General features: G+C 68.1%; 21 protein-coding genes. 10 read left to right on the top strand and 11 right to left on the bottom strand.

Going from position 1 to position 20,396, the window contains the following annotated elements; genetic code table 11:
* The first annotated feature begins 3 nt into the window (after window positions 1-3).
* From ABZ909_RS12710 to ABZ909_RS12700, 3 genes are all read left to right on the top strand, one after another.
* On the top strand, window positions 4-732 hold the full coding sequence (locus tag ABZ909_RS12710) for an IclR family transcriptional regulator C-terminal domain-containing protein (RefSeq protein ID WP_356998265.1): 729 nt from the start codon (window positions 4-6) through the stop codon (window positions 730-732).
* Between the two features lie 102 nt (window positions 733-834).
* The gene (locus tag ABZ909_RS12705; protein ID WP_356998263.1) at window positions 835-1,893 is read left to right on the top strand and encodes a MoxR family ATPase; all 1,059 of its coding nucleotides are present in this window, start codon (window positions 835-837) and stop codon (window positions 1,891-1,893) included.
* 3 nt (window positions 1,894-1,896) lie between these two features.
* Window positions 1,897-3,726 carry a hypothetical protein gene (locus tag ABZ909_RS12700; protein WP_356998261.1) on the top strand — a complete coding sequence of 610 codons (1,830 nt, stop codon included), beginning with the start codon at window positions 1,897-1,899 and terminating at the stop codon, window positions 3,724-3,726.
* A 31-nt stretch (window positions 3,727-3,757) separates the two neighbouring features.
* Here ABZ909_RS12700 and ABZ909_RS12695 read toward each other — a convergent pair whose 3' ends face one another.
* Window positions 3,758-4,510 (bottom strand): MspA family porin, encoded by a 753-nt coding sequence (locus ABZ909_RS12695; protein ID WP_356998260.1) that lies wholly within the window; start codon window positions 4,508-4,510, stop codon window positions 3,758-3,760.
* A gap of 207 nt (window positions 4,511-4,717) precedes the next feature.
* A complete protein-coding gene (locus ABZ909_RS12690; RefSeq protein ID WP_356998259.1) occupies window positions 4,718-4,909 on the bottom strand; it encodes a hypothetical protein in 192 nt (63 codons plus the stop codon).
* A 179-nt stretch (window positions 4,910-5,088) separates the two neighbouring features.
* Between ABZ909_RS12690 and ABZ909_RS12685 the strand changes: the two genes are divergently transcribed.
* Window positions 5,089-5,709: a DUF5134 domain-containing protein gene (locus ABZ909_RS12685; protein ID WP_356998257.1), complete on the top strand. Its 621-nt coding sequence runs from the start codon at window positions 5,089-5,091 to the stop codon at window positions 5,707-5,709.
* 106 nt (window positions 5,710-5,815) lie between these two features.
* Window positions 5,816-7,042, top strand: a complete 1,227-nt coding sequence (locus tag ABZ909_RS12680) for an aminotransferase class III-fold pyridoxal phosphate-dependent enzyme (RefSeq protein ID WP_356998255.1) — start codon at window positions 5,816-5,818, stop codon at window positions 7,040-7,042.
* Between the two features lie 368 nt (window positions 7,043-7,410).
* Here ABZ909_RS12680 and ABZ909_RS12675 read toward each other — a convergent pair whose 3' ends face one another.
* The 3 genes from ABZ909_RS12675 to ABZ909_RS12665 form a co-directional block, all read right to left on the bottom strand.
* Complete coding sequence (locus tag ABZ909_RS12675; RefSeq protein ID WP_356998253.1) at window positions 7,411-8,103, bottom strand: PhzF family phenazine biosynthesis protein; 693 nt, start codon at window positions 8,101-8,103, stop codon at window positions 7,411-7,413.
* A 170-nt stretch (window positions 8,104-8,273) separates the two neighbouring features.
* On the bottom strand, window positions 8,274-8,813 hold the full coding sequence (locus ABZ909_RS12670; RefSeq protein ID WP_356998252.1) for a carboxymuconolactone decarboxylase family protein: 540 nt from the start codon (window positions 8,811-8,813) through the stop codon (window positions 8,274-8,276).
* Window positions 8,814-8,836: 23 nt separating this feature from the next.
* Window positions 8,837-9,424 carry a peroxiredoxin gene (locus tag ABZ909_RS12665; RefSeq protein ID WP_356998251.1) on the bottom strand — a complete coding sequence of 196 codons (588 nt, stop codon included), beginning with the start codon at window positions 9,422-9,424 and terminating at the stop codon, window positions 8,837-8,839.
* Between the two features lie 109 nt (window positions 9,425-9,533).
* Between ABZ909_RS12665 and ABZ909_RS12660 the strand changes: the two genes are divergently transcribed.
* The 4 genes from ABZ909_RS12660 to ABZ909_RS12645 all read left to right on the top strand — a co-directional run bounded on the left by ABZ909_RS12660 (window position 9,534) and on the right by ABZ909_RS12645 (window position 13,533).
* Window positions 9,534-10,442: a hydrogen peroxide-inducible genes activator gene (locus tag ABZ909_RS12660; RefSeq protein WP_356998250.1), complete on the top strand. Its 909-nt coding sequence runs from the start codon at window positions 9,534-9,536 to the stop codon at window positions 10,440-10,442.
* A 187-nt stretch (window positions 10,443-10,629) separates the two neighbouring features.
* Complete coding sequence (locus ABZ909_RS12655) at window positions 10,630-11,406, top strand: MBL fold metallo-hydrolase (protein WP_356998248.1); 777 nt, start codon at window positions 10,630-10,632, stop codon at window positions 11,404-11,406.
* On the top strand, window positions 11,403-11,903 hold the full coding sequence (locus ABZ909_RS12650; protein WP_356998247.1) for a gamma-glutamylcyclotransferase family protein: 501 nt from the start codon (window positions 11,403-11,405) through the stop codon (window positions 11,901-11,903). Before ABZ909_RS12655 ends, ABZ909_RS12650 begins: the two co-directional genes overlap by 4 nt.
* A gap of 34 nt (window positions 11,904-11,937) precedes the next feature.
* The gene (locus ABZ909_RS12645) at window positions 11,938-13,533 is read left to right on the top strand and encodes an acyl-CoA synthetase (RefSeq protein WP_356998245.1); all 1,596 of its coding nucleotides are present in this window, start codon (window positions 11,938-11,940) and stop codon (window positions 13,531-13,533) included.
* Here the strand turns inward: ABZ909_RS12645 and ABZ909_RS12640 are convergent, their stop codons facing one another.
* From ABZ909_RS12640 to ABZ909_RS12620, 5 genes are all read right to left on the bottom strand, one after another.
* The gene (locus tag ABZ909_RS12640; protein WP_356998243.1) at window positions 13,534-13,971 is read right to left on the bottom strand and encodes an RpiB/LacA/LacB family sugar-phosphate isomerase; all 438 of its coding nucleotides are present in this window, start codon (window positions 13,969-13,971) and stop codon (window positions 13,534-13,536) included.
* A 6-nt stretch (window positions 13,972-13,977) separates the two neighbouring features.
* Window positions 13,978-15,000: a hypothetical protein gene (locus ABZ909_RS12635; protein ID WP_356998241.1), complete on the bottom strand. Its 1,023-nt coding sequence runs from the start codon at window positions 14,998-15,000 to the stop codon at window positions 13,978-13,980.
* A gap of 149 nt (window positions 15,001-15,149) precedes the next feature.
* Window positions 15,150-16,172 carry an alpha/beta hydrolase family protein gene (locus ABZ909_RS12630; RefSeq protein ID WP_356998239.1) on the bottom strand — a complete coding sequence of 341 codons (1,023 nt, stop codon included), beginning with the start codon at window positions 16,170-16,172 and terminating at the stop codon, window positions 15,150-15,152.
* Window positions 16,173-16,247: 75 nt separating this feature from the next.
* Window positions 16,248-17,231: an aldo/keto reductase gene (locus ABZ909_RS12625; protein ID WP_356998237.1), complete on the bottom strand. Its 984-nt coding sequence runs from the start codon at window positions 17,229-17,231 to the stop codon at window positions 16,248-16,250.
* A gap of 108 nt (window positions 17,232-17,339) precedes the next feature.
* A complete protein-coding gene (locus ABZ909_RS12620) occupies window positions 17,340-17,924 on the bottom strand; it encodes a TetR/AcrR family transcriptional regulator (RefSeq protein ID WP_356998236.1) in 585 nt (194 codons plus the stop codon).
* Window positions 17,925-18,021: 97 nt separating this feature from the next.
* Between ABZ909_RS12620 and ABZ909_RS12615 the strand changes: the two genes are divergently transcribed.
* The gene (locus ABZ909_RS12615) at window positions 18,022-19,059 is read left to right on the top strand and encodes a beta-ketoacyl-ACP synthase III (protein ID WP_356998234.1); all 1,038 of its coding nucleotides are present in this window, start codon (window positions 18,022-18,024) and stop codon (window positions 19,057-19,059) included.
* 115 nt (window positions 19,060-19,174) lie between these two features.
* Here ABZ909_RS12615 and speD read toward each other — a convergent pair whose 3' ends face one another.
* Window positions 19,175-20,389 (bottom strand): adenosylmethionine decarboxylase, encoded by a 1,215-nt coding sequence (gene speD / locus ABZ909_RS12610; protein ID WP_356998538.1) that lies wholly within the window; start codon window positions 20,387-20,389, stop codon window positions 19,175-19,177.
* Window positions 20,390-20,396 lie beyond the last annotated feature (7 nt).

The following is a 20,396-nucleotide window of genomic DNA, read 5'->3' as shown; positions in this document are numbered from 1 at the left end:
GCGATGAAGGACTCCCGCCGCACCACCACCGTCTCCAACTCCATCGCCATTCTCGAGGCGGTCGCCGACTGCGGGGTGGGTGTCACCGCCAAGGAGATCGCCGAACGGCTCGGCCTGGCGCCCGCGACCACCTACCGGCTGCTGAACTCCCTCGTCGCGGACGAATATCTGGTTCGCACCGCCGATCTGCGGGGCTTCGCGCTGGGTGCGCGGCTGCACGGGTTCGCCGCCGCCATCCGGGTGCCGGTGGTGCCTGCCGCGGCGAGCGGGCTGCTCGGCGAATTCCGTGCTTCCACCCGATTCGCGGTGCACCTCATGAACTTCCGCCCGGCCGCGGTCCAGGTGCTCAGCGAGGACCCGGACCATCCGATTCCGGGCGAGCGGGAGCTGTCGCGGCATCTGCACGCCTCCGCCGCGGGCAAACTGCTGCTCGCCGCACGGACCGAATGGCGCACCCTGGTCGCGCACCCGGTGCGTATCGCGGCGCGCACCAAGATCGATCACACCGCCCTCGCCGAGGATCTGCGGACCGTCCGCGAGTCCGGATATGCCAGGGCCGCAGACGAACTCGTGCCCGGTATCGCCTGTCTGGCCCTGCCCATCTACAACGCCCTGGGCAGCCTCGCGGGTGCGCTGTGCCTGAGCGGCCCGAGCAACCGGCTGCCGGCGCTCGAGACCCACCGCGACCCGGCCCGTGACTGCGCCGCCCGCCTGGGCCCACTGCTCTACTGACTCGCCCCGCTGTTCAATCGACGTCGTTCGGCGCCGAAAATCATTGGCCGCGCTCGGGTATGCGCTCTTAACCTGGGTCCACATCCGACCTGAAAGGACGATTTGGAAGCGACTGTCACGGTGACTCCGGACCAGTTGCCGGAGCTGCTGCTGCACGTCGCGGTGGTGCGTCCGGTATTTCTGTGGGGAGCGCCCGGAATCGGGAAGAGCTCGCTGGTGCGCAGTTTCGCCGCGGCCCTCGGCCTGGACTGCGTCACCCTGCTGGGCACGCAGCTGGCTCCCGAGGACCTCATCGGTGTGCCGCAGATCGTCGAGAACCGTAGCCGGTTCGCGCCACCGGAGATGATCGCCCGCGACCAGCCGTACTGCCTGTTCCTCGATGAGCTCAATGCCGCGCCCGCGGAAGTCCAGAAGTCGTTCTACTCACTGATTCTCGACCGGCGCGTGGGCGCCTACGAGCTGCCCGCCGGATCGGTCGTGATCGGTGCGGGCAACCGCGCCACCGACAACGCCCTCGCCCGCCCCATGGCCTCCGCGCTGGTCAACCGCATGGTGCACGTGCATTTGCGTGCGGACGTCGACGACTGGCTGAAATGGGCCGCCGGCAATGACATTCACCCCTGGGTGATCGAGTACGTCATGCAGCGCCCCGACCACCTGTGGGCGCAGCCGCCCAAGACCGAACAGCCCTTCTCCACCCCGCGCGGCTGGCACATGCTCTCCGACACCCTGCACTCCTACGGCGACGACATCGACGACACCACCCTGGCGGTACTGTCGTCCGGAATCCTCACGGCCGCACACGCTTCCGGCTTCCGCGCCTTCGTCAAGACCGTGCGGCACGCCTACGACCTGGAGGCGGTCGTCAAGGGCGACGCGGGCTGGCCTCGCAATCCCGCCGACCGTGACCTGCTGTACTTCCTGTCGGAGGCGTTCCGGGCCCGGCTCGTCAAGGAACTTCCCGCATCCCGCGAGCACGCCTCGCCCGGGGTGAAACGGTTCTCGCTGCGTGCCAAGACCATGCTCACCGAACTGGCCGAGATCTCGGTCGAGTGCGCGCAGCTGGTCATCGCCGCGGACGACAACGGGCTGCCGGTCCTGCCGTCCTGGTTCTTGGTCGAGGTCACCCGCGATCTGCCGCGGCTGGCGGCGCGGCGGTAGCCCGTGGCCGGACGCTCGAATCGCAAGCGCGGCATGGTGGTCGACCCATGGCGGGAGAATCTCGATGCCGGGTGGCGGCAGGTGTGTCAGCATCCGATGTTCCGGCGGATCCAGAACGGGTCCATCGACATCGACGGTCGCCTGCCCGATGACTCATGGGCGGTCATATCACCATGGGGCACGGTCTATTACGACTCGAAGCGGCGTGGCTCCGCCGAGGAATGGGCGTGGGTCTTCGCGCATCTGCTGCTGCACGCCGGGTTCGGTCACCTCGATCCACGCGGCCTACAGGAGCGCGCCCTGGAGCCGAATGCCCACGCGCGCACCTGGATCACGGCGTCGAGTCAGCCCCATCCGGTCTATCGAGCCGCCTGCTGCGCGGTGGTCGACCAGTATCTGCTGACCCTGAAGATCGGCCGCCCACCGCACGAGTTGCCGCCCCCGCCCGGCGGGTCGGATGAACGTGGCCTGGCCGTGCGCTGGTGGCAGTCGAGCGTCCCGGAGCCCTACCGCCGCACCGAGTTCCCGGACTTCTTCGTCGACACGGCCGAGACGGCCGGCAAGCGCGATCATCAGTCACGCTTCGCCGCCGGTATCGGCGAGGCGGCCCGGGAAGCGCTGGCCGAGGCCGGCCGCGATGTCACGCGCGGGCAGGCCGCGACCCTGCGGGTCTGGGACCGGGCGCTCAACTGGTTCGTCTCGTCCTACCCACTGCTGGGCGCGCTGGCCGCGGGCATGAAAATCGTCGCCGACGCGGATCTCGCTCGCGGCTGGGACATTTCGATCGCCGCGGTCAACGCCGAAGCGGCCGAGATCTACATCAATCCGTTCGCGTCGCTCTCCGGTGAAGAGTGGCGCTTCGTTCTCGCACACGAAATGCTGCACGCGGCGTTGCGACACGGTGACCGCGCGGGCTGGCGTGACCACTACCTGTTCAATGTCGCCTGCGATTACGTGGTCAACGGCTGGCTCGTCGAGATGGGCGTGGGGGAGCTGCCCGAGGGGCTGCTGTACGACCCCCAGCTGAAAGGTCTTTCGGCCGAACAGGTCTACGACCGCATCGCGACCGACATGCGCCGCCTGCGCAAGATCGCCACCCTACGCGGGCGCGGTAAGAGCGACATCCTCGGAGAACCGCTGCCGCACAGCCACACTCCGGGCCGCTACCTGGACCTGGACGAGTACTACCGCAATGCCCTGCACACCGGCCTGGCCTACCACCAGTCCAGCGGCCGCGGACTGCTCCCGGCCGGACTGGAACAGGAGATCCGCGCGCTCGACCAGCCCCCGCTGCCCTGGGATGCCCAACTGGCGCAATGGTTCGACGAGCACGTCCCGGCCGTCGAGAAGCGCCGCAGCTACGCCCGCGCCTCACGCCGCCAGTCCGCGACCCCCGACATTCCGCGCCCGGCGTGGGCGCGTCCGGATGAATCGGTACGGCTGCCCACCTTCGGCGTAGTACTCGATACCTCGGGCTCGATGTCGGAGGAGCTGATGGGCAAGGGACTGGGCGCCATCGCGTCCTACGCCCTCGCCCGCGACGTGCCGCGCGCGCGAGTCGTGTGCTGCGACGCGGCCGCCCACGATGCCGGATACCTGCCGGTCGACGAGATCGCCTCCCGCGTCCGCGTCCGCGGTCGCGGCGGCACCGTGCTGCAACCGGGCATCCGGCTGCTCGAACGCGCCGACGACTTCCCGGCCGACGGACCGATTCTGGTCATCACCGACGGCATGATCGATGTCCTGCGCATCCGCCACGAACACGCCTTCCTGATCCCCGCGGGCGCCGCGCTGCCGTTCCGCCCCCACGGACCGGTGTTCCGGATTCGCTGACCCCCAACCCTTCTCGAATCGGCTCCGGACTTCAGAAGGTGAACTGACTGCCGTAGGCGGTGGTCTGCACCACCCCCTGCGCGGAACTCACCGTGGTCGTGACGAAGGGGACGGCCGACACCGGCGAGGCGCATTGGGCGACGTTCAACGCGGCGTTGTTGAACGTGATGTGGTACGGGAACACGGTGCTGTTGTCCAGGGCTGCCGTGGCCGTTGTCGCGGTGGTGACCTGGCCGGGCCCCAGAGTGGCCGTCAAGACTTCTGTCAGACCCAGTGCCCCACCGACGCTGGGTCCGAGGCTGAAAGTGGGTGGGGTGACGGAGGCGCTGGGCGTCGGTATGGGCGTGACCGTCCCACTCGGCGGCACACTCGGCGGGCTGACGGAGATGGTCGGAGGGGTCACTGTCGGGGAAATGGCGCCGGCAAAGCCTTGATTGGGCTCGATTCCGACGGTGACGCCGCCGGCCACACTGATCCCGCAGCCGAGGATGAACCCTGCGACGGCCTGACCGGACGTGATCGGGTCACCCTCCACATTGACCGAGTAATGGCCGGACATCTGCGCGGCATGCGAGAACGTCATGAGGAAGTTCGGAGTCCGGTCGCCGGGTGGATTCGCCCCGACGCTGTCGACCGACGCCGTCAGATGAACTCCCGAACCGGTTACATCCGCGCCGGGCGGCGGCTGGGCGCGGCCCAGTTCGGTACCCCAGGCCCACACGCCCAGGACGGCCAAGGTTGCCACGGCCGTACCCGCCGCGGCGACGATGAGTAGACGCCGCAAACCTGGATCCTTTCTCGAAGATATGCGTAAGCGTTCTTCCAGAGTTCGATATCGCAGGAACCGCCGCTATGGCTTGGCAATCAAGCCTATCGGAGACAGCGGGTCCGGTTGCGTACGCGGCGGTAAGGCGTGTCGACCGGGGCATCCCTTGCCGGTCGGCCGACGTCGCCGGGAAAGGCATTGGCGGAGAACAGGTTTCGAGCTGCATTACCTCTGGTTCGCTGCCGAGCCGCCGAGACCGGCCTCCAGGGTGCTCAGCCGCGCGTCGAAGCTCCGCACCTCGTGGAGGATTCCTGCCATCGCCCCGGTCATCTGCTCGACCGAACAGCGCAGCAGGTTCAGGTTCTCGCGCAGGCCGGCGATCGGGTCGACGGGGTCGTCGGTCCGGCTCGGGCGCATGGGTGACTCCTCTGTTCAATCGCTCGACACGAACGTTTCAGGGGTGCGCGCGGAGTGAATCGGCCGGGTAATCGGTCACCCAGTGGCGGTGCCCGGGCAGGGGAAAGGCGGGGAGCCGGGGCCGGATGGTGTCAGCATGGAAGGAGGGAGCCGGTCGCCGCGGTGAGAGGTGGTGGGGTGTGGGGGTATTCGTGGAGCAGTACGGGGCGGTGCGGTGGGTCGCGGTGATGGCCTTCTGCCTGACCGCCGCCCTGGTGGGCGCCAGGCTGGGCACGATGCGCCCGGGCGCGTGCGCCGGGCTACGCGCGGATCGGGAGTCGGATGCCGCGCACCTGGTGATGTGCCTGGTCATGCTGGGAATGCTGGTGTTTCCGACGGTCGCCGACCCGCATGCGGTGCGCGGGGTGCTGACGGCCATGGTGGTCGTGTACACGCTGTTGCTGGGAGATCGGATGCTGCGGTGGCGCAGCGGGTTTTCGGACGTGGGCACCGGGGGAGGCAAGGTCGGCGCCTTCGCGTATCACGTACTCGCGGCCGCGGCGATGCTGTACGCGATGAGCGGGCACGGGCCGCCCGAGCACGGTGGGCACGGACACGCGGGGACCGCGTCCGGTCCGGTGCTGGTGCTGGCGGCGCTGTTCGCGGCGGACGCGGCGGTCATGGCGGTGCCGGCGCTGCGCCGCCGGTTGCCACGGGTGTTCCCGCATCCCATGGGCGCGGCCGGATCGCTGGCCGTGGTGCCGCACCTGGTGATGGATCTCGGCACCGCCTACATGCTCGTCGCCGCCGCGGCCGGGTGACCCGGGGGGCCGTTCGACCTGTTCACCGTCGTGATGGTGAGATGGTGAGGAAAGGTCGGTTCGCCCGGATGGGCGTGGCCGGTATCGGGTGATGGAGGTGCTCTGGATGGGTTCGCTGTGGCATGGCTTCGCCGATATGGGTGCGGTCGAGCGTGACGGGGCGTTCATGGTGGCGCGCGGCGAGGGCGCGTACATCTGGGACGAGAGCGGGACGCAGTACCTCGACGCCACCGGCGGCCTCTGGTTCGCCAATATCGGGCACGGCCGCCGCGAGATCGCCGACGCGGTCGCCGCGCAGCTGACCCAGGTCGCGCACTACTCCAACTTCGGCGATCTGGCCTCACCGGTGACCCGCGATCTGGCCGAGCGGCTCTCGGCCCTGGCGCCGGTGCCCGGCAGCAAGATCTTCTTCACCTCCGGCGGCTCCGACGGCATCGACACCGCCGCCAAGCTGGCCCGCCGGTACTGGCAGGAGCTGGGTCGCCCGGAAAAGACCATCCTGGTCGGCCGCCAGAAGGCGTACCACGGCATGCATGTCGGCGGCACCGCGCTGGCCGGCATCCCGGTCAATGCCGAGGGCTACACCGGGGTCTTCATGCCCGACACCCGCACCATCGAATGGGATCAGGCCAAGGCACTGACCGCCCTCATCGAAGAGGTCGGCGCGGACCGGATCGCGGCGTTCTTCGCCGAGCCCATCATCGGCGCGGGCGGGGTGTACCTGCCGCCGGAGGGCTACCTCACCGAGGTCCGGCGGATCTGCCGCGACAACGACATCCTCTTCGTCGCCGACGAGGTCGTCACCGGCTTCGGCCGCATCGGCGGATCCTGGTTCGCCTCCTCGCGTTTCGGCCTGGAGCCGGATCTCATGACCACCGCCAAGGGCCTCACCTCGGGGTACGTCCCGATGGGCGCGGTCTTCGTCGCGCCCCGCGTCGCCGAGCCGTTCTTCGCCGGCGGCGTCTGGTGGCGGCACGGCTACACCTACGGCGGTCACGCCGGCGCGGCCGCCGCGGCCATGGCCAACCTCGACATCGTCGAGCGTGAGCACCTGCTGGACGCCAGCAAGAACCTGGAATCCCTGCTGCACCAGTACTTCTCGCCGCTGGCCGAGCACCCGCGGGTCGCCGAGGTCCGCAGCGGCCTGGGCGCGGTCGCCGCGGTCCAGCTGGCCGACCCGGCCGAGGCCCTCGCCATGGTGAAAACCCTGCGCGCCCACGGTGTCTCGACTCGCGCCGCCGGTCAGGGCGCCCTGCAGATCTCGCCGTCGTTCGTCATGACCGAGGCCCAGGTCGCGGAAATGGCCGACCGTTTCGCCCGCGCCCTGGGTTGAGCCGGACCGGGCGGAGTGCCCGAACATCAGTGCCCGTGTCCGCCGGAGAGTTCACCGGCGGGCACGTGGCGTAGCTTGGCCACGGCCAGCACACCCACGAGGAGCGCGCCCACGGCCGCGACTCCCGCCGTGATGTGCACGCTGTGGATGAAGGCCGTACGGGCCGCCGTCAGGACCTCAGAACCCCGCGCACTGCGTGCGCCACGGCGGCGAGATCACCACCGAGCTCACCGAGCACCCTTGGGGGCTGCGGGATTTCGTGCTGCGCAGCCCGGGCGGCCATCGGCTCGCCTTCTGCCAGCGCATCGGCCCGGCGGCCCAGGCCGTCCGGGTAGATCGGGTCACAGTGTGCCGAAAGGGTTTTGCCGCTAGATCAGGATCGGGTGATCGGCGACCACCCGGCCGCCGACCCGGGCCCAGCCGTCGGAATCCCATTCGGTGAAGATCTGCGAGCCCTCGCCCTGCGTGATGTTCAGGCCGCGGGTGAGCAGAGCCGTCAGCGCGATGGCGGCCGCACCGGTGGCCTGGTCCTCGGGAACTCCCATGGCGGGGGCGAACATTCGCGCGCGGATCGCGCCGCGCGGCTCGTCGGTCCAGGCCCAGCAGTAGTGCTGGCCTTCCGGGAAGTCGGCCGGATCCAGGGTAGCGATCTCGGCCGGATCCTCGAACTGGTGGAATTCGAAGGTCGGGGCCCATTCGGCCCGGGCGCGGGCCCAGGTCAGGCCCTCGGAGAGGGTCACCTCGACCGGCCCGGCGGGCACGTCGATGATCTTCACGGGTTGCTGCTGATCATTGAGCCACCACGCGGTGCCGACCGTGGGGTGCCCGGCGAAGGGCAGCTCGATGGCGGGGGTGTAGATACGCATTTTCACTCGCCCGTCGACCGGGTCGTCGACCACCACGGTCTCGCTGTAGCCAACGCGGGCCGCCAGCGCCTGATGGTCGGCATTTTCGACGGCGGAGCGGCGGACGATGCCGAGCAGATTGCCGAAACGCCCGGCCGCGTCGGTGAACACGCGCACGACTTCGATTTGAGCGCCATCACTTTCCGGAACGGTCATGTCATGCGAGCTTACCGACAGTTATCGAATCGCGGGAGGCCCGCAGACGCCGAGCTTGTCGGCCAGGGGGCTCTTCTGGGCGCACCGGCGACGATGTTGCGGCAATCGACAAGCAAATACAGATAAGGGCTGTACACCCGCAGGTGTACAGCCCTTTCGGCTGGACTCGACTAGACGGTGGCGGTGGCCAGCGCCTCGGTCGACGTCACGGCCTGGCCCACGCCCGCCACGATCGCGGCCGCGCGCAGCGCCTCGAAGATCACCTCGCGCGATACGCCCGCCTCACGCAGCGTGTGCTCGTGCGCCTCCAGGCAGTGCTGGCATCCGTTGATCGAGGAGACCGCGAACGACCACAGCTCGAAATCGGCCTTGTCCACGCCCGGCGTGCCGATGATCTGCATGCGCAGGCCCGCGCGCAGATCGTCGTAGCGGCCCTCCAGGAACGCCTTGCCGCGGTAGAACACATTGTTCATGCCCATGATCGACGCGGCGCCGAGCGCGGCGTTGTATGCCTCGCCCGACAGCACGCCGGCCGCCTCCTCGGCGATCTCGCGCAGCGTGGTCGCCGAGCGGGTGGCCGCGGCCGACGCCAGCAGGGTGCCCCACAGCTGCTGCTCGTTGAGCACGGTGGTGCGCGCCAGCGAGGACAGGTTGAGCTTCAGATCCTTCGCGTACTCGGGTAGCGAGTTCTTGAGATTCTCGATGGTCACGACGAATTCCCTTGTGAGCCTTGTTACACCGACGCCGTCATGAGCTCGCCGGCCTGGATGGTCGGGTCGCCCTTCTTCCAGTTGCAGGCGCACAGCTCGTCGGACTGCAGCGCGTCCAGCACCCGCAGCACCTCGTCGACATTGCGGCCCACCGAACCGGCGGTGACCGACACGAACTGGATCTCGTTGTTCGGGTCGACGATGAAGGTGGCGCGGTCGGCGACGCCGTCGGCATTGAGAACGCCGGTGGCGGTGGCCAGTTCGCGCTTGAGGTCGCTCAGCATCGGGAACGGGAGGGTCTTGAGGTCCTCGTGCTGGGCGCGCCACTGGAAGTGGACGAACTCGTTGTCGACCGAGGCGCCCAGCACCTGCGCGTCGCGGTCGGCGAACTCCTCGTTCAGCTTGCCGAAGGCGGCGATCTCGGTCGGGCACACGAAGGTGAAGTCCTTGGGCCAGAAGAAGACGATGCGCCACTTGCCGGCGTAATCGTCGCTCGAGATCTGGGTGAAGTAGTCGTCGGGCTGCTGAGCGTTCACCTTCGAGAGATCGCCGCCGATGACAGCCTTCAGGTTGTAGGCGGGGAACTGATCGCCGATGGTCAGCAGGGCCATGCTTGCTCTCCTAAATATGTAGTCGTACCGATTGTGTCGAGACGTATATACGATCTTTGCCGAACTGCGGTGAGAGGTAAACGTGATCGGTCGCACTACACTGATAGGCGTGACTGATCAAACTTATCAGCCCACCCTGTCACAGCTGCGTGCGTTCGCTGCCATCGCGGAATACCGGCACTTCGGCACCGCGGCGTCGCGGCTCGGCGTGAGCCAGCCCACGCTATCGCAGGCACTGGCATCATTGGAAAACGGACTGGGGCTCCAGTTGATCGAGCGCAGTACCCGCCGGGTCCTGGTCACCGCCGACGGCAAACGGCTACTGCCGCAAGCCATTGCCACCCTCGAGGCCGCTGACCGATTTGTCGCCTCCGCTGCTGGTGAGGGGCTACGCGGCACCCTGCGGCTCGGCATCATCCCGACCATCGCGCCGTACGTGCTGCCCCGGCTGCTGCCCGAATTGCGTACACGGGTGCCCGCTCTGGCGCCGCACGTCATCGAGGACCAGACTGCCCGGCTGCTCGACGGGCTCCGCTCGGGTGCCCTGGACGTGGCGCTACTGGCGCTGCCCACCGATTTCGCCGGACTGGTCGAGATACCGCTCTACACCGAGGAGTTCGTGCTGGTGCTGCCGCGCGAGCACGAACTGGCCGGTCGCACCGACCTGACACCGGCCGACCTGGACGCACAGCCGCTGCTGCTGCTCGACGAGGGCCACTGCCTGCGCGACCAGACCCTGGAACTGTGCCGGGCGCACGACGCGCAGCCGGGCGCGGTCGGCGACACTCGCGCGGCCTCGCTGACCACGGTGGTGCAGTGCGTCGCGGGCGATCTCGGCGTCACGCTGATCCCGGCCATGGCGGTGGCCGCCGAAACCGCGCGCGGCACCTTGGACATCGCGACCTTCGCTGAGCCCGCGCCGGGCCGGACGGTCGGGCTGGCGTTCCGCTCGTCCACCGCCCGGGGCGACGACTACGACCAGCTCGCCGAGATCATCCGGGAATGCCGGCCGCGCTGACCCCTCGTGCGGTGCGCGGCGATGACCCCCCGTGCGGTGCGCGGCGATGACCCCCCGTGCGGTGCGCGGCGATGACCCCCCGTGCGGTGCGCGGCGATGACCCCTGTGCGGTGCACGGCGATGACACCGACAATTCCGGCAACCTGCGCGGTTGCGTCACCACAGGGTGTCTGAAACGCTCGGGCCTATGCGGATTCACCACCTGAACTGCGGCACCATGGGATTCGGCCTGATCGATCACTGCCTGCTCATCGAGACCCGGGACGCGCTCGTGCTCGTCGACACCGGGTTCGGGCTGGAGGCCGTGCGGCAGCCCGGCAAGATGGTGGGTGCCAGCCGTTTCCTGCTGGGGGCGAAGCCGACCGAGGCCGAGACGGCGGTGCGCCAGATCCAGCGGCTGGGCTATGACCCGCGCGATGTCCGCCACGTCATCCTGACCCACCTCGACCTGGACCACTCCGGCGGGCTGTCGGACTTCCCCGAGGCCACCGTGCACGTCCACGGACCCGAATTTCGTGCCGCCACCGCCACTCCCACCCTGTCCGAGCGGTTGCGCTACCGGGCCGCGCAGTGGGCGCACGGGCCCAAGTGGATGGTGAACGAGGTCGAGGGCGCCGAGGACTGGTTCGGGTTCACCGCGGTGCGCGACCTGCCCGGGCTGCCGCCGGAGATCCTGGTGGTGCCGCTGGCCGGGCACACCCGCGGGCACGCCGGGGTCGCGATCGACCACGGCAACGGATGGTTGCTGCACGCGGGTGACTCGTTCTTCGCGGAGTCCAGCATCCATCCCGAGGAGCCGTTCACGCCGTTCTGGTTGAAGGTGTACGAGACCGGAGCCATTGCGGGCGAGGCGTACCGGACCAATCAGCGGCGGCTGCGGGAACTCAGAAAGAAGCACGGGCACCAGGTGACCATCGTCAACTCGCACGACGCGGGCATTTTCGCCCGTACGGTCGGCAGATGACCAGCCCCGCCGCTCGGGAGCTCCCCACTCCGCCTCGCCGTGGTTCGCGGTGGAGCCGATCGCGGTTACCGGCGGGCGAGCCCCTGTTCGTCTACGGGACTCTGCAATTCGGCCCGGTGCTGACCGAATTGATCGGGCGGGTACCGGCGATGGAGCCCGCGCGCTTGATCGGGCGGCGCGCGGCCGCGCTGCCCGGCCGACCGTATCCGGGACTGGTGACCGCGACCGGCTCCGTGACCGCGGGATACCTGCTCACCGGGCTCACCGCCGACGACTGGCGGGTGCTCGACGTCTTCGAGGGCGACGAATACGATCTGCGTCCGGTGTCGGTGCAGGCGGGGGAGCGGGTCGGCTACGCGTGGACCTATGCCTGGACCGCCGAGGTCGAGGACTTCGAGTGGTCGCCCGCGGCGTTCGCCTCCGAGCACCTGCCGCGCTACGTGGGGAAATGCGCTGCGTGGCGGCGAAATCTGGTCCTGCTCAGCGAGACTGTATGACGCCGGACACATTCGTGCGGTAGAAGTTGATCGCATGGATGCAGAGGGCACTGAGCTAACAGTGGCGAGCGCGCGGTCGCAGGCGCTCGGAGATCTCCTGCGGCGCAGCGCCGCCCGGGTCCCGGACAAGACCGCGCTGGTCTGGCGGGAGCGGCGGGAAAGCTACGCCGATCTCGACGCGGCGGTGAACCGGGTCGCGCACAGCCTGGCCGATCGCGGTGTGATGCAGGGTGATCGGGTCGCGATCTACTCGCACAACTGCCGTGAGTTCGTGCTCGTGTACTTCGCGCTGGCGCGGCTGGGCGCGATCTCGGTGCCGATCAACTTCATGCTCACCGCCGACGAGGTCGCGTTCATCCTCGAACACTCCGGGGCCGTCGCGCTGATCACCGAGGACAGGCTGGCCGGCGAGGCCGAGGCCGCGGTGAAACAGCTGGGCGACAGCGAGATCCGGCTGTTCGGCTGGATCGGGCTGGGCGGGCTGCCCGCGACGGCCGGATGGGAAGACGTGAGCGCGTGGGAGCACCACCCCGACGCCTCGGCGCCGCAGGTGTTCGTCGACGACGACGATCCCATCCAGATCATGTACACCTCCGGCACCGAGTCCCGCCCCAAGGGCGCGGTGCTGTCCAGCCGCGGGCTCATCGCGCAGTACACCAGCGTGGTGGTGGACGGGCGGATGAGCGCCGACGACATCGAGGTGCACGCGCTGCCGCTGTACCACTGCGCCCAGCTGCACTGCTTCCTCACGCCCGACCTGTGGCTCGGCGCGACCAGCATCCTGTTGCCGGGCCCCGATCCCGCGACGATCCTGCGCACCATCGAAACCGAGCGCGCCACCAAACTGTTCTGCCCGCCCACCGTGTGGGTGTCGCTGCTGCGGCATCCCGACTTCGACAGCTACGACCTGTCGTCCCTGCGCAAGGGCTACTACGGCGCCAGCATCATGCCTGTCGAGGTGCTGGTCGAACTCTCCGAGCGGCTACCGGGGGTGGGGCTCACCAACTTCTACGGCCAGACCGAACTCGCGCCGCTGGCGACGGTCCTCGCGCCCGAGGACCAGCTGACCAAGCCCGGTTCGGCGGGCCGCCCGGCCCTCAATGTCGAGACCCGCGTGGTCGATGACGACGACATCCCGGTCGGTGTCGGCGTGGTCGGCGAGATCGTGCACCGCTCCCCGCAGGCCATGCTCCGCTACTGGAACGACCCCGCGAAAACCGCGGAAGCCTTCCGCAACGGCTGGTTCCACAGCGGCGACCTCGGTGTCCTGGACGCCGACGGCTACCTCAGCGTCGTCGACCGCAAGAAGGACATGATCAAGACCGGCGGCGAGAACGTCGCCAGCCGTGAGGTCGAAGAGGTCCTCTACGAGCACCCCGAAATCTCCGAGGCCGCCGTGGTGGGCATCCCGCACCCGCACTGGATCGAAGCCGTCACCGCGATCGTGGTGGCGCGCATCGGAACCGACCCGGACGCCGGCGCCGTCATCGCCCACTGCAAGCAGCGGCTCGCCGGCTACAAGGTTCCCAAGTACGTGACCTTCGTCGAGGCCCTCCCCAAGAACCCCAGCGGCAAGATCCTCAAACGCGAACTGCGTACCGCGCACGCCCATCTCGCCGCCGAGGCCTGATCACCGGATCCCGTCCACGTGCGCGACGTTCGCGCGATCGCCGGGGTCCGCACTCGCGGCCCCGGCGAACCAGGCATCCAGAATCTCGGTCAGCTGCGCCCGGGAGGTGAGCCGCAGACTCAACGCCAGCACATTGGCGTCATTCCACTTCCGTGCTCCCTCAGCGGAATACGCGTCCACGCAGAGTGCCGCTCGCACCCCCGGCACCTTGTTCGCCGCAATGGAAGCGCCGGTTCCGGTCCAGCAGCACACCACCGCCTGCTCGGCCCGTCCCTCCGCGACATCCCGCGCGGCCGCCTCACTGGCCCAAGCCCAGTCGTCGCGCTCCTCCGCCTCCAGCGCCCCGTGCACGATCACTTCGTGCCCACGCCGCCGCAACTCCTCGACCACATCCCCTGCGACCCCTGTGTCCTCGTCAGCAGCTATCGAAATCCGCATAGTGGCTCACGCGAACACATCGGCGACATCGTCGGCGGCAACAGCTCGCAGCAGCCACGTTCGAAGAAGGCCCAGGTCGTCACATATTTCTACACGGCTTCGGGTCGTCGGAGTGAGCTCGAATCCACGAGCCTCGAGCACTGCGATGAGGCTGGTGATGGCTTGCTGTACCTGCCCCTGTTCCAAGCCCTGTTCCAAGCCTTGTTCCAAGCCTTGTTCCAAGCCCCGTTCCAAGCCTTGTTCCAAGCCCCGTTCTAAGCCTTGTTCCAAGCCCCGTTCCAAGCCTTGTTCCATGCCCTGCGCCATGCCCTGTTCCCGAGCCTCGGCCGCCAGTTTCCGAAACATGTCGCTCATGTATTCGCGGTGTGGTGCTGTGGTCATCAATGCCTCCAGGGAAGATTTGGCCGCACCGTTGAGCTGGGAATAAACGAAGTCGAGGTAAATCCTAGCGCGCTCGGATCCGATGCTGTCCGGGTTCTTGGCGAGATCATCGATCGAGGTCAGCATGGCCTCCAGAATTCGGGCGTGTTCCGTCCGGTCAGGATGTGCGAGCGCCGAGAGAACAGCGAGCTCGGGCATTCGGACGGCGGCCTCGGGATCGGTGATGATCGGAACTTGACTCGGGCCGAGCACCAGCGGATGCAGCATGGCGAGACCGAAACCCATATCGATCGGTTCCGACGCCCACCTGGTGATCTCGGTATCTGGCACCAGCACCAATAGCACTACGGGGCAACGCAACCGGGCTCGAAGGGTCGCGGTGTACACCGGCCAGCTCCACCGTTTGCCCGCATCCCGACGTAGTTGCACCTCGAGCACGACCGCTGCTACCCGTTTCTTGTCGGTCGACAAGACGATGACTCGGTCGGCTCGATACTCGGTCGGATTCGTATCGGTGAGGTCGGCGCAAGCGGTCTCTGCTCGTTCGTAGGCCGGCAGTTTCACGCCGAGCGTGGTCAGGAGGCTGGCTGCCAGTTCGGGTTGGTTTTCGAAGAGCTCCAGCAGCTTTTCGTGTAGCTGTGAGGGCATGGCTCGACGGTAGGGTGCACGGCGAAATACGTTGGCGTGTCGCGCATTTCTGTCCGACTTGTACATGTTTCGTCGCGCGGCGCGCCGGGTGTTGGTCGCAAATCCCGTGGGCCGGGCAAGGTTTGGGGCTGGAGGTGTCGTCGCTGTGGCTAGATGCCGAGGCCCTGGGCGAGGGTGGGCCAGGAATCGTGGAGGGGTTGTTGCCAGTAGGGCCAGGAGTGGGTGCCGAAGGGGTAGTAGGTCACGGTGGCGGGGACGCCTTGGAGGTGCAGTTGAGTGTCGAGGGTTTTCGTGCAGGTGAGGGAGCCGGTTTCGAGGGTGGTGGCCTCGGCGGCGGTGCTGGGCCAGGACCAGGTCGGGTCGAAGCCGATATCGTCGGGGCGCGGGATGCCGCTGCCGACCGAGAGGAAGACGGGTTTGCCCGCGAAGCCGGCGGCGTGCAGGCTCGGGTCGTGGGCGTCCCACTGCGGGTCGAGTTCGGTGCCCCACATATTGTCGGCATTGCCGCCGCGTTGGGCGACCGCCGCGCGGACGACCGTCTGTCCGAACGTCGCGGTGTACATGCACCCGCTGTAGGCGGCGACCGCCCGGTACAACGAGGGATTGCGGAAGGTCAGGGCCATGGCCGCCATTCCGCCCATCGAAACACCGGCGGCGGCATTGCGACCATTGCCGTGGAAGGTCGCATCGATCAGCGGTGGCAGTTCCTGGGCGAAGAAGGTCTCGAACCTGATGTGCCCCAGGCCCGGATCGTCACGCTCCCAGTCGGTGTAGAAAGTGCCGCCGCCACCGACCGCCAGGACGACATTGACCGGCTTGTCGGCGAAGAAGTTCACCGCATCTGTCCGCATGGTCCAGGTGCTCTGCCCCTCGGATACATCGGACCCATTGCCGTCGTACACGTACAGCGACGGATGTGGGGTGGCGGTATCACTCGGCAGCAGCACGTCGACCTGCACGATTCGTTGCATCGCAGGCGAATTCACGAAGACCTGCACCCACCGCGGCGTTCGGTAGGTCATGTGGTCGATGGTCGCCTGTGCGTGGGCGGCGGGCGCGGCCACCAGCATCGAACCGATCAGGCCCAACGCGGCAAGGAGCAGCAACCTGCCCCGGATTCCGCCGCGTCCGCCGCGCGCATGCCAGAAGTCGAACCACATGGTGAACCCCATCTCGCCACCCGAAACCGACAGTTCCGCCACGGTAGGTCGAACCGCCGCCTGCGCAAGGTGAAATGGCAGATTCAGCTACCGCCCGGTGGCGCGGGCCAGGCCTTCCGGATAGCGGGCGCCGGCGATGGCCTCGGCGGGCGCGGCCGCTTCGATTCGGGTCAAATCCTCAGGGGTGAGCGTGATCTCGGTGGCCGCCACGTTCTGTTCCAGATAGGTGCGGCGCTTCGTGCCTGGGATCGGGACAACGTCATCGCCCCGGGACTGGACCCAGGCCAGCGCCAATTGACCGGGGGTGACGCCCTTTTCGTCGGCGAGGCTGCGCAGCGCCGCGACGATGGCGAGATTGGCGTCGAAGTTGCCCTCGGCGAAGCGGGGCAGGCGGTGGCGCATGTCGTCGGCCGGGAGGTCGGTGGTGGAGGTGATCGCGCCGGTGAGGAAGCCACGACCCAGCGGGGAGAAGGGAACGATACCGATGCCGAGTTCGCGGCAGGCGGGGAGGATCTCGGCTTCGATGTCGCGGGTCCACAGCGACCATTCGCTCTGGAGGGCGGTCACCGGGTGGACGGCGTGGGCGCGGCGGATGCTTTCCACCGATGCTTCGGAGATGCCGAGGTAGCGGACCTTGCCCTCCTGGACCAGTTCCGACAGGGCGCCCCAGGTCTCCTCGACGGGGATGGTCGGGTCGACGCGGTGCTGGTAGTAGAGGTCGATGTGGTCGACGCCCAGGCGGGTCAGGGATTCGTCGCAGGACTGCTTGACGTAGGCGGCGTCGCCGCGAGCGCCCATCGCGCCCTTCTCACCCCAGACGATGCCGAACTTGGTGGCGAGGACGACCTGGTCGCGGCGGTCGGCGATGGCGCGGCCGACCAGGCGCTCATTGGTCTCGGGGCCGTACACGTTGGCAGTGTCGAGCAGGGTGATACCGAGGTCCAGGGCGCGGTGGATGGTGGCGATGGATTCGGCGTCATTGTCCTGCACGCCGTAGGCGCTGCTCATGCCCATGCAGCCGAGGCCCTGCGCGCTGACGGTCAGTTCGCCGAGCTTCCTGGTCGCGATCATGCGGTGAATCCTCCTCGGTAGCGCTGGAATTCGCGGCGGGGGCCGCGTACGGACACGACGCTACGACTTGGAGTGTGCTCCAAGTCAACCGCGAATACGGGCGGAGATTCAGCGGCGGTTCGGCATGTGATGGCGGAGCAGGACGGTGAGCTGGGTGCCCGCGTCGATGAAGGGCAGGGCGGATTTCAGTGCCCGGCTCTGCACGATCGCGCCCTCGATCACCGACAGTGCGAAACCCGACAGCGAGCATGCTGTCGCCCGTTCGACCCCGGCCGCCACCAACCCGTCGGCCAGCCGCGCGGTCCATTCGGAGAACGCCTGCCCGGCCGCCGACTGCAGTGTCGGGTCGAGTTCGTCGAGAGCGGCAGCCATCATGAACGAGCCCGCTCGGAACTCGCTGGTTTCCAGTTGGCCGCGCCAGAAGCCGAGTAGTTCGTCCACCCACGCCTCCAGTGAGGGCGCGCTCGGCAGCGTGTCGGACATGCGGCTCACGTGCGAGTAGACCATGCGGGACACGATGCGGGCGGCGGTCGCCACCAATTCGCTCTTGCCGGACGGGAAGTGCTGGTAGAGCGAGTTTCTGGAGGCATTGCTGCGCTTGAGCAGCTCGTTCAGACCGGCCGCGTGCACACCTTGCTCCTGGACGGTGGTGATGGTGCTCGCGATCAATCGGGCGCGCGGTCCCGCCGTCATTGCAAATCCCTCCAGCCCTTGTGTGAACCGATCGGTCCATGTTAAACCTTTCCCATGTGGACCGATCGGTTCATATGGGAAAAGAGGAACTCCGCGCATGTCAGCCCAGATCGCCACCGTCACCCCGGTCGCCCACGCCGCGTTGCTCGGCCTGGGCGTGTACCGACCACGCCGGGTGGTCCCCAATGCCGAGATCGTCGACCGCATCAACTCCTCGGACGAATGGATCCGGACCCGCTCCGGCATCGAGGCCCGCCACTGGGCCGAAGCGGACGAGACCATCGTCAGCATGAGCACCGCCGCCGCCGCCGGCGCGCTCGAGGCCGCGGGCGTCACGGCGCAGCAGATCGACGCGGTCATCCTGGCCACGTCCTCCCAGATGGTGCTGGGACCGTCGGCCGGTGCCGTGGTCGCCACCGAACTCGGCATGCACGACACCGCCGCCTTCGACGTGTCGGCCGGCTGCGCCGGCTTCTGCTACGCGCTGGCCAATGCCGCCAACCTGGTGCGCGCCGGACAGGCCCGGCACGTGCTGGTGATCGGTGTGGAACGGCTCTCGGACCTGCTCGACCAGGACGACCGCACCTGCGCGTTCATCTTCGCCGACGGCGCGGGCGCGGTCGTGGTGGGACCCTCGGAGGCCGAGGGCATCGGGCCGGTGGCCTGGGGTTCGGACGGCAGCCAGACCGCGGCGATCAAGCAGGACAAGGACTTTCAGCAGTACTTCGCCGAGGTCGCCGAGGCCGAGGCGACGGGCGGCACCACGGTGCGGCCGTACATCCGCATGAACGGTACGGCCGTATTCCGTTGGGCCGTCACGTTCTTGGAGAAGGCGTGCCGCGACGCGCTGGATCGGGCCGGCGTCACCGTCGAGGATCTGAACGCGTTCGTGCCGCATCAGGCCAACAGCCGCATCACCGATGCGCTGGTGCGCACCCTGCACATGCCCGAAAGCATCGCTGTCGCAAGGGATATCGCCGAGACTGGTAATACCAGCGCCGCCTCGATCCCGATGGCCATGGAGCAGCTGCTGCGCTCCGGCGCGTCCAAGCCGGGCGACACCGCGCTGCTGCTGGGCTTCGGTGCCGGCCTGGCCTACGCCGGTCAGGTGGTCAAACTCCCCGCCATCGCCTGACGGTCGGCCCGCAGACAACGAAATCCGTTGTGTGAAACGACGGAAACCGTAGCAATGAGAAGCGCCCCCGCACGGAAGAGTCCGTGCGGGGGCGCTTCGGGGTGGAGCTGATCGACTAGACGCTCACGCCCACACGCAGCGCGTGCGGCTCGATCGCGCCGCGGACCAGGGCCTGCGCGTCGATGGTCTCGGCCCGGTAGGGCAGGTTCGCGAGGGTGGCGGTCATCTTGGCCACCGGATCCGCGATCGCCTTCGGGGTGCCGAAGATGAAGGTCCACTCGTGCTCGTCGCTGACGTAAGGCACGACGGTCTCGAACAGGTTGTGGAAACGGGTCCACGAGCGCTTCAGGGTCTCGTTGCGCCACATGGTCTGACAGCCGGCCTGCGCGGCGAGCACGCCGCCCTCGGCCAGCAGCGCCTTACAGCGGTTGAGGAAGTCGTCCTCGTAGAGGCGGTTGTGCTGCGCGTCCTCGACCCGCTCGTCCGGCAGGTCGATGCAGATCATGTCGTAGCGCACGCCCGCGGCCTCGGCCTTGGCCAGGAAGTCCCAGCCGTCGGCGTAGTGCATCTTGATCGGGCCGGTCTGCGCGACCGCCTCGGCCAGATCGGCCTGGCTGTAGCCGTAGGGGAGGTGCTCGGCGCACAGCTCCACCTCCAGCTGGTCGATGTCGACATGGTCGACGAGCGAGGCGCCCGCGGCCACCGACATCTGCGAGGCGACGCCCTCACCGGAACCGATGATCAGCACCTTGTCCAGCTTCTCGGCCAGCGCGTAACCCGGGACCAGCATGGCCTCGTGGTAGGTGAGCTGCGAGAACTCGGTGGACTGGCGGTCGTCGTCGGAGAACAGGGAGATGCCCTGCTCGGTGCGCGCGATCACCATGTGCTGGAACGGGGTGTTGGTGTCCACGATGGTTTCCGTGGTGTTCCACACCCGGGTCAGGCCCTCGCCGACCGGCTCGTGGATCCGGCGGGCGGTGTGGCCGCGCTGGATGACCTCGATATTGACCGAACCCGGAGACAGTTCCTGCTGCAGCAGCTCGACGGCCTTGGTGGCGCCGGAACCGATGCTGCCGCAAGTGAATACGTCGACGAAGATGTCGCCAGACTCAGGGTAGGTGTGGATCGAGGCATGCGACTCGGCCAGGAGTGCCAGGATGGTGACACCCTGCGGCTCGAACTTCTTGCTCACGACATCGCAGATGGTCACCCCCGCGGCGACCAACGATTTTCGAAGCGCGGTTTCGAGTCGTTCGAGGTCGTCGCAGAGGCTGGCGTCGACACCACCGAACTCGGCCAGCACGTGCCAGCCGGTGAATTCTGCCGTGATCATGGCT

The organism is Nocardia sp. NPDC046763 (genome assembly GCF_040645495.1).
Taxonomy (GTDB): domain Bacteria; phylum Actinomycetota; class Actinomycetes; order Mycobacteriales; family Mycobacteriaceae; genus Nocardia.
This window is presented reverse-complemented; position numbering and strand designations above follow the sequence as displayed.